This window comes from Tumebacillus sp. BK434, assembly GCF_004340785.1.
Lineage (GTDB): Bacteria > Bacillota > Bacilli > Tumebacillales > Tumebacillaceae > Tumebacillus_A.
On record NZ_SLXS01000001.1, the window covers coordinates 1,215,989 to 1,224,635 of the forward strand.

Here is an 8,647-nt window from a genome sequence, read left to right on the forward strand (position 1 = left end):
ATTGGTACTCCTTTAGCCGCGCAACTCTGCGATGCGGGCGCGTACTTTTTCGCGCTTCTCTTCGTAGTCGGCCAGTTTGGCCTTTTCCGTTTCGATGACATCGGCCGGCGCTTTCGCCACAAAGCCTTGGTTGTTCAGCTTCTTTTCGATGCGCTCCACTTCGCCGTCCAGCTTCTTCTCTTCCTTCTGCAGACGGGAGATCTCCGCGTCGAGGTCGATGAGACCAGCCAGCGGCATGAACAGCTCCGCACCGGTCACCACGTTGGAAACCGCCTTGTCGGGCGCTGCGATGTTGGTGCCGATCGTCAGCTCATCCGGGTTGCAGAAGCGGCGGATGTACGACTCGCCGCGATTCAAGACCGCTTCGATCTCCGCGTCCTTCGCCTTGATCAGCAAGGTGATCGGGCGGGACGGCGGAACGTTCATCTCGGCGCGGGTGTTGCGAACGGAACGGATCAGGTCGATCAGCAGGTTCATCTCCTGCTCCGCCTGCGTGTCGTTCAGCTCCTCAGCGAAGGACGGGTACGTCGCTTTCATGATCGATTCGCCTTCCGCATGCACCGGCAAGTGCTGCCAGATCTCTTCGGTCAGGTACGGCATGAACGGATGCAGGAGGCGCAGCGACTGGTCGAGCGCGTAGATCAGCACGTTTTTCGTCGTGGTCTTCGCTTCCTCGTCTTCGCCGTTCAGCGGCATCTTCGCCAGCTCAATGTACCAGTCACAGTATTCGTTCCACAGGAACTCGTAGATCGCCGAACCTGCGCCGCCGAAATCGTAGTTTTCCAAGCGCGTGTTCACTTGCTGCACGGCTTCGTTCAGGCGGTGCAAGATCCACTTGTCGGCGGTGCCCAGCTTCGTGGCTCCGGCCAGACCCTGGTAGTGGAAGTCGTCGCCGAGGTTCATCTCGACAAAGCGCGACGCGTTCCAGATCTTGTTCGCAAAGTTTCGCGCCGACTCGACTTTTTCCCAGAAGAAGCGCAGGTCGTTGCCCGGCGATGCGTTGGTCATCAGCATGAAGCGCAGCGCGTCTGCCCCGTATTTTTCAATCACGTCGAGCGGGTCGACGCCGTTGCCGAGCGACTTGGACATCTTGCGCCCTTCGGAGTCGCGGATCAGGCCGTGGATCAGCACATCCTGGAACGGCTTGGTGTCGGTGAACTCCAGCGCCGTGAAGATCATCCGCGCCACCCAGAAGAAGATGATGTCGTAGCCGGTGACCAAAACGTTGCCCGGGTAGTAGCGCTTGAGGTCTTCCGTCTGTTCCGGCCAGCCCATCGTCGAGAACGGCCAGAGGCCGGAGGAGAACCAGGTGTCGAGCACGTCTTCATCTTGACGCAGGCTGTCATGGCTGCACTTGCTGCAAGCGGTCGGCGCTTCCATCGCGACGATCGTCTCACCGCAATGTTCGCAGTACCACGCCGGGATGCGGTGGCCCCACCACAGTTGACGGGAGATGCACCAGTCGCGGATGTTTTCGATCCAGTGCAGGTAGGTGCGCTCGAAGCGGTCCGGCACGAAGCGGACTTTGTCATCCGTCTGCTGCAGATTGATCGCTTCGTCGGCCAGCGGCTGCATTTTGACGAACCACTGGGTGGACAGGAACGGCTCGACCACGGCGCCGGAGCGCTCGGAGTGGCCGACGGAGTGCATGTGCTCTTCGATCTTGAAGAGAACGCCCGTTTCCTGCAGATCGGCCACCAGCTTTTTGCGGGCGTCAAAACGGTCCAGACCTGCGTACGGGCCGGCATTGTCGTTCATCTTGCCGCCTTCGTCCATCACGATGATCTGTTCGAGGTCATGGCGCTGGCCGAGCTCAAAGTCGTTCGGGTCGTGCGCCGGGGTGATCTTGACGCAGCCGGTGCCGAACTCCATATCGACATAATCGTCTGCCACGATCGGGATCTCACGGCCGGTGATCGGATGGTCGAGCATCTTGCCGATCATGTGCTGGTAGCGCTCATCGCTCGGATGCACCGCCACCGCCGTATCGCCGAGCATCGTCTCCGGACGGGTGGTCGCGACAACGATCGAGCCGCTGCCGTCCTTGAGCGGGTAGCGCATGTGGTAGAGCGCGCCTTGCACGTCTTTGTACTCAACTTCGATGTCGGAGAGCGCAGTGCGTGCAGCCGGGTCCCAGTTGATGATGCGTTTGCCGCGGTAGATCAGGCCTTTTTCGTACAGCTTGACGAACACGAGGCGCACCGCCTTGGACAGTCCTTCGTCCATCGTGAAACGCTCGCGGGAGTAGTCGAGCGAGAAGCCCATCTTGCTCCACTGGTTGCGGATGGTGTCGGCGTACTTCCCTTTCCACTCCCACACCTTCTCGAGGAACTTCTCGCGGCCGAGGTCGTAGCGGGACGTGCCCTCTTCGCGGAGCATCCCTTCGACTTTCGCCTGGGTCGCGATGCCTGCGTGGTCGGTGCCCGGCAGCCACAGCGCGTCATAGCCTTGCATGCGCTTGCGGCGGATCAGCACGTCCTGCAAGGTGAAGTCCAGCGCATGGCCCATGTGCAGCACGCCGGTCACGTTCGGCGGCGGGATGACGATCGCATACGGCTCTTTGTCCGCTTCGCTGTTCGCCTTGAACAGGTCCTGCTCGATCCACCATTTGTACAGGCGGTCTTCAACCGCCTTGGGGTCATACACTTTCGGAATGTTTTTCTCTTCCATTCTGATCTGCCTCCACGTTTAAAATAAATAAAAAAAGTCCCTTTCATCCTCGTAAAAAGGACGAAAGAGACGCTGCTTCCGCGGTACCACCTTTAGTTCGCAAGACAAGTGTCCTGCGCGCTCGGGAAGATAACGGATTCACCGGTTCTCCCTACCCGGCGCCCAACGGGCGCGTTCAGGAAAACGACTCCGGGACGACGTTCAGCTTCTTCTGCCCAGGCGGCCTCGCAGCGTGTCAGCCACCCTCTCTGAGAGCTTTCAAAACCTACTCTTTCCCATCAAAGCCAATGCTTGTGTCAAGTTGTTTGATTCATAGTATACAGCAAACAACCTTCTTGTCAAAGCCGAATCGCACTATTTTTTCTTCTTCGTGTTGCGGTAGCGCTTCTTCGTCGCGTGCGGCACGTACGCTTTCTGGCCGCGCGCTTCCCGCAGTTTGGCTGCGGCAGACAGTTTGCCAGTGCCATTGTCCTTGCTCTTGTCCCCGTTTTTCGCCGCCATCTTCGCTTCGACTTCCTTGCGCTTCTTTTCGGTCCACTCGTTGGTTTTCACAAAAACCCAGGAACCGGCCAGCGAAATGATCAGGATCGTGAGCGGCAGGTTGACCATCGCCGTCTTCAGATTCGCCGTCGCCACCGCCGAATCGAGCGTCGCATACTGATAGATGAAGAAGACGACCAGCGAGATCAGCGCCGTAAGCATCGTGACCAAAATCGCGCTGGGCAGCTTCCGGTCTTTGATGCGCGGCACGATGAAAAACGAAGAGAACATCATCGCGATCGGCAACGTCGTAAACAGATACTGATCGCCGAGGAAGACCGGCACGAGACCGGCCAAAATCCCCAGCACCCCGGAAGTAATCAAAAGAAAACGCCAATTCAAAGCTTTCACTCCACCATCACTCCATCCCGAATCTGTACCAGACGATGCGCCCGCCGGGCCATCGCCTTGTCATGCGTGACCATCACCACAGTCTTGCCCGCAGCGTTGGCCGTATGTAATAACTCCATCATCTCCGCTGCCGTCCCGTCGTCGAGCGCCCCGGTCGGCTCATCGGCGAGCAGCAGGCGCGGATCGTTCATCAGCGCCCTGGCCAGCGCCACGCGCCGCTGTTCCCCGCCGCTCAGCGCAAACGAGCGGTCTACGCCCCGCTCGCCGAGGCCGACCAGTGCGAGCAGTTCATCCGCCCGTGCGAGGTCTGCTGAGCTGACAGCGCCGGCCAGCATTTTTGGCAATACTACATTCTCTCGCACATTGAGCGTGGAGACAAGACTGGGAAATTGAAAAACGAACCCGATCTCCTCCGAGCGCAGCTTGGTGCGATCCCGCTCGCGCAAGCCGCTCGTCTCCCGTCCGCCGATCTGCACCGACCCTTTCGTCGGCGAGCTGAGCAGCCCGATGATCGACAACAACGTCGATTTCCCGCTGCCCGAAGGTCCCATCACAGCCAGAAAATCGCCGTCTGCGATCTCCAGATCCACGCCCCGCAGCGCTTTCACGAAGCCTTGCGGACTTTTGTAGGTCTTCTTGACACCTGTCAGCTTCAGCATCCTACTCGCCCTCCCGGATCGCGTCATACGGATTCTGCCGCAAGATCGAGCGGATCGGCACCGCCGCCGCCAGCATGCCGATCAGAGCGGTCAACAGCACCGCGCCGCCCGCCAGCAATAGCGACGGCAGAAATCTGGGAAACAGCAGCGGCAATTGAAACGCTTTGGCGATCACCGCCTGGTTGTCGGCGAGCATCGCCGCGACCAGAAACACGCCGACCGCCCCGCCGGTCACGCTGGCCAAAAGCGATTCGGTCAGCAGCAGCCGGTACACGGCCCACCTGCCGGCGCCGAGCGCCCGGAACATGCCGATCTCGCGCATCCGCTCGTTGACCAGCGCTGAAAACAAGGTCATCCCTTGGATCGCCGCCATCAGGATCACCACGCCGATCATCGAATAGGACAGCAGCCGCAGCGGAAACAGCTGCCGTTCGATCGTTTCGCGCAGCTTGGTGCCTGTCACCGCCGAAGCCTCGGGAATCTGGCGCTCGATCTGCCGCTTGACGAACTCCTCATCGCCCGGCGCCGTCTTGACCAGCACCACCGACACGCTGCCTTTGGGGAATTTCAACCCGTTGCCGCCCGTTTCCCGCAATTCTCTCGCCGCATCGAGCGTCATGTAGATCGTGCGGTCGGCACCCGTCCCGGTCGGGAACAGCACGCGGGCTAGCTGAAACTCGCGCCCAAACAGCTTGAGCGTCTCCCGGTACGCCTTGTACTGCAGGTGATAGATCGCATTTTTCCCGCCGGCGTCGCTGCCGACGATCACCTTTTCGGAGGTCAGGTCGCGCCCCGCCCCGCTGAAATACCCTTTCAAAGTAAAGTCGGTCTCGGGATCGAACGCCACCACGGGGAATTCTCCTTCGACCTGACAGCATGTCCCGGAGAACGTCTCCAGGTACAGCTGCGGCGTCAACGCCTGCACCTCCGGGATGCTCCGCAGTTTGTCGACGACGGAGCCGGGCATATAAAACGGGCTCACTTCACCTGTGATCATCACCTGCTCCGCCACTTTCCCGTAGTTCTTCGGCACGACCATCACGTCTGCGCCGAAGCGGGCTTCGCTTGCGGTCAGGCTGCGGTCGACCGAGATCAGAAAAAAGTAGCTCAGAAACAACATCGCCGCCGTGATCGCCGTCGAGGTGAGCAGAAGCCCGCTGCGCAACGGTTTGCGCCACAGATTACGCCACGCCCATCTGATCCGCTGCAGCATCGCCTACACCTCTTCCGTCTCGTCCTCGACGGAAGGACCGTCATCAAACGGGTCGCTTTTTCGTAAAATGTAGACCGTAATCATTGTACCAAGCAGCAACAGCGCCAACCAGATCAAATTAAAAAAAATCTCCGCCGAACTGAACATTGTGCGTCCCCCGTTCCTCAAGTGTCTTACAGGGTAGTATGGGGAGGAAACGCCAAAAAAATCCAAAGGCGGACGCTGCCGTCGCCTTTGGATCTTCGATTAGCGGTCTTTCGCAGCCGATTTTCCCTGCCCGATCAGCTGTTTCGCCGCCCCGATCAGCTTGTGCAGATCATGGGGGTCTTTCGCTTCGGCGTAGATGCGCAGGAGCGGTTCGGTGCCGCTGGGACGGAACAGAATCCAGCCGTCGTCTTGCAGCCGGTACTTGATGCCGTCGAGCGTCTGTACCGCTTCCACCGCCAGACCGCCAAACGTGCGCGGCTTTTGGCGCAAGGATTTCAGCAGCTGCTCTTTTTTCTTCTGCTCCAGATGCACGTCGACCCGGTCATACGCATGATGTCCAGCCAGAAACATCAGATGCTCCGCCGCGTCGGTCAGGTCCTGCCCCGAACAGAGCAAGTGCTCGATCAGCAGCATCCCGGAGAAGATGCCGTCGCGCTCCGGCATGTGGCGGGGGATGCCGATGCCGCCGCTCTCTTCGCCGCCGATCAGCACGTCTTCGCTTTGCATCACGTCACAGATGTATTTGAACCCGATCGGCACAACGCGCAGCGGCACGCCATACAGGCTCGCCACCTTGTCGATCATCCCGGTCGTCGAAAATGTTTTGACCACCGCCCCTTGCCACTTGCGTTCGCGCAGCAGATGCAAGGTGAGCAGGGAGAACAGGATCTGCGGCGAGACGAAATTGCCGTGCGCATCGACCGCGCCGAGTCGGTCGCCGTCCCCGTCGGTGGCGAGTCCAAGATCCGCCTCGACTTCGAGCACTTTTTCCATCAGCAGGCCGAGATTTTGCTGGATCGGCTCCGGATTGACGCCGCCAAACGTCGGGTCAGGCTCGGAGCGCAGCCGGGTGACCATGCAGCCCATCTCTTCCAAAGCTCTGGCAAAATAGTTCCCGGCCGCGCCGTGCATGGCGTCGACGACGACGTGCACCCGGCGCTTTTTGCTGCCCGGCGGCTCGAGAAAGCGGAAGAGCTGGGAGAAATACTGCGAATCCAGATTGGTCAGGCGGATCAAGTTGGCGCTTTTCGCCTCGTCAAACGGCATGATCTGCACAGCCGATTTTCCAACCCGTGCGGCCAACTGCCGGATGTCTCCTTCTCCGACCGGGCCGGCATGCGGACCTTTCCATTTCAAGCCGTTCCACTCTTTCGGGTTGTGGCTGGCCGTCACCATCAGCCCGCCGGCCGCGTCGAGGTAGCGGACGGCAAACGACAGAAGCGGTGTCGGCGTCACCGAGTCGAGCAGATAGACCGGGATGCCGTTTGCAGCGAGCACCTGCGCACAGACGCGGGCGAACGTATCGGACAAAAACCGCGTGTCATAGCCGATCACCATCCCCTGCTCGGCCGTCCCCCGGACCAGCAGTTCGTCAGCGAGCGCCTGACAGACCAGCTTGAGGTTGCTTATCGTAAAGGTGTCGGCGATCTGACCGCGCCAGCCTTCCGTTCCAAAGCGGATTTCCATATGACGGTCCCTCCTGCAAGCGTACTTGGTGTCTTGTAGACTATGCACCGGAGTAGGCTTTTGTCACGACTTGCGCACCTTGGGCGGGCAGGCGCACATACACTGTCAGGGAAAGGACTTGGAAACGGGGGACTGCCAGATGTTTTACTACCTGTTGCGCACGGTCAAGATCCTGCTTGGCGGCGCGATCGCGATCGTCTTTCTGCGGGCGCTGTTCTTCCCGAACGTGCTCGATGTCTTTTTGCTGCTCCTGCTGTTTCTGATCATGGTCGCGATGTTTGTCGGGGCCTAACCGAAAGAAAGGCTGCCCGCTGCGGGAAGCCTTTCTTTCGGTTTTCCAGCGATTCCCGTCTAGCTCTGCCCGATCCTGCTTGGTACAATTAACCTCGAATATGCCGAATCTTGTCGAATGAAATAGCTCGACGAGTACGGGGGACGCAACACTTTGGGGTGAACGTTCTGCCAGTTGAGAGAACCAGGGAATCCTCTTCCCGAACCCGTCAACTAACCTCGGAGGCGAAATGAGGAGGGTATTTGTCAGGATGAAATCATGGCGTGCGAAGCTGGCCATCAGTGTTTTTGCTATTGTTGGAATATTGTGTCAAGTGCAGGATGACGCAGACGCGGCTGCTCCGGCTCCCAAGTACAACGTGCAGCTCAACGACCAGTTGGTCTCCTTTCCGGATGCGGTACCGTACCTTGACAACGCGGAACGCGTGCAGGTACCGATTCGCTTTTTGACCGAGTCGATGGGCTATCAGGTGGAGTGGAAGTCGGATGGGCGTCAGGTGGCGGTGACGATGAAAAAAGGGACGACGACCGTGCAGTTAAAGACGGGCGACCGCAAGATCATCGTCAACGGGATCGCGGAAGAGATGGATACCGTTCCCGTCTTGAAGCAGGACCGCACGTTTGTGCCGGTTCGCTTTGCCACCGAAGCCTTGAACGCGAAAGTCACTTGGCACCAACCGACACTGTCGGCGATCATCGCAACAGATGGAAGAACGCATCAGGCACTGGCACCCGTCTATGTGCCGGTCAGCGAAAAGATCATCAAAACGGCCAAAGCCTACATGGGCATCCCCTACGCCTGGGGCGGTACAACCCCGAAAGGTTTTGACTGCTCAGGCTTGACGCAGTACGTGTTCGCGAAAAACGGCGTCACCTTGCCGCGCGTCTCGCGCGAGCAGTACACGTCTGGACAACCTGTCGCGAAAAGCTCGCTGAAAGTTGGCGATCTTGTCTTCTTCTCGCTCAATCAGAAAGGCGTCGTCGGACATGTTGGGATCTACACCGGAAACGGCGAGTTTATCTCCGCCACGTCGTCCAAAGGTGTCAGCATCGCCAAAATCAACGACCCGTACTACTGGGGCGCCAAATATATCGGCGCGAAGCGAGTTCTCTAAAACGAATGCCCTTTTCACCAAAAAGACACCGTCCCGATGTGGTATTATCCCCTCATGGTAGACAAGAGAAAAAGGACATCGATAAGATGGACTTATCCTTGTTGACCGGAGGGGATTTTTTATGGCTAAAAAAG

General features: G+C 59.0%; 8 protein-coding genes, 1 riboswitch and 1 other annotated feature. Of the genes, 2 read left to right on the forward strand and 6 right to left on the reverse strand.

The window, feature by feature from the left end; translation table 11 throughout:
- Window positions 1-12: 12 nt before the first annotated feature.
- The 6 genes from EV586_RS04405 to EV586_RS04425 form a co-directional block, all read right to left on the reverse strand.
- On the reverse strand, window positions 13-2,670 hold the full coding sequence (locus EV586_RS04405) for a valine--tRNA ligase (protein WP_132943827.1): 2,658 nt from the start codon (window positions 2,668-2,670) through the stop codon (window positions 13-15).
- 53 nt (window positions 2,671-2,723) lie between these two features.
- Window positions 2,724-2,961, reverse strand: a binding site (T-box leader).
- Window positions 2,962-3,024: 63 nt separating this feature from the next.
- Window positions 3,025-3,552, reverse strand: a complete 528-nt coding sequence (locus tag EV586_RS04410) for a hypothetical protein (protein ID WP_132943828.1) — start codon at window positions 3,550-3,552, stop codon at window positions 3,025-3,027.
- 5 nt (window positions 3,553-3,557) lie between these two features.
- Window positions 3,558-4,220, reverse strand: a complete 663-nt coding sequence (locus EV586_RS04415; RefSeq protein ID WP_132943829.1) for an ABC transporter ATP-binding protein — start codon at window positions 4,218-4,220, stop codon at window positions 3,558-3,560.
- 1 nt (window position 4,221) lies between these two features.
- Window positions 4,222-5,433: an ABC transporter permease gene (locus EV586_RS04420; RefSeq protein ID WP_132943830.1), complete on the reverse strand. Its 1,212-nt coding sequence runs from the start codon at window positions 5,431-5,433 to the stop codon at window positions 4,222-4,224.
- A 3-nt stretch (window positions 5,434-5,436) separates the two neighbouring features.
- Entirely contained in the window at window positions 5,437-5,580 is a 144-nt protein-coding gene (locus EV586_RS20985) for a hypothetical protein (protein ID WP_165898232.1), read from the reverse strand.
- Window positions 5,581-5,679: 99 nt separating this feature from the next.
- A complete protein-coding gene (locus EV586_RS04425; RefSeq protein ID WP_132943831.1) occupies window positions 5,680-7,107 on the reverse strand; it encodes a phosphohexomutase domain-containing protein in 1,428 nt (475 codons plus the stop codon).
- Between the two features lie 139 nt (window positions 7,108-7,246).
- Here EV586_RS04425 and EV586_RS20990 point away from each other — a divergent pair, with 139 nt between their 5' ends.
- The gene (locus EV586_RS20990) at window positions 7,247-7,399 is read left to right on the forward strand and encodes a hypothetical protein (protein ID WP_165898233.1); all 153 of its coding nucleotides are present in this window, start codon (window positions 7,247-7,249) and stop codon (window positions 7,397-7,399) included.
- A gap of 91 nt (window positions 7,400-7,490) precedes the next feature.
- A riboswitch (cyclic di-AMP (ydaO/yuaA leader) is annotated at window positions 7,491-7,641 on the forward strand.
- 8 nt (window positions 7,642-7,649) lie between these two features.
- Complete coding sequence (locus EV586_RS21410) at window positions 7,650-8,513, forward strand: C40 family peptidase (protein ID WP_243652916.1); 864 nt, start codon at window positions 7,650-7,652, stop codon at window positions 8,511-8,513.
- Window positions 8,514-8,647: the final 134 nt, after the last annotated feature.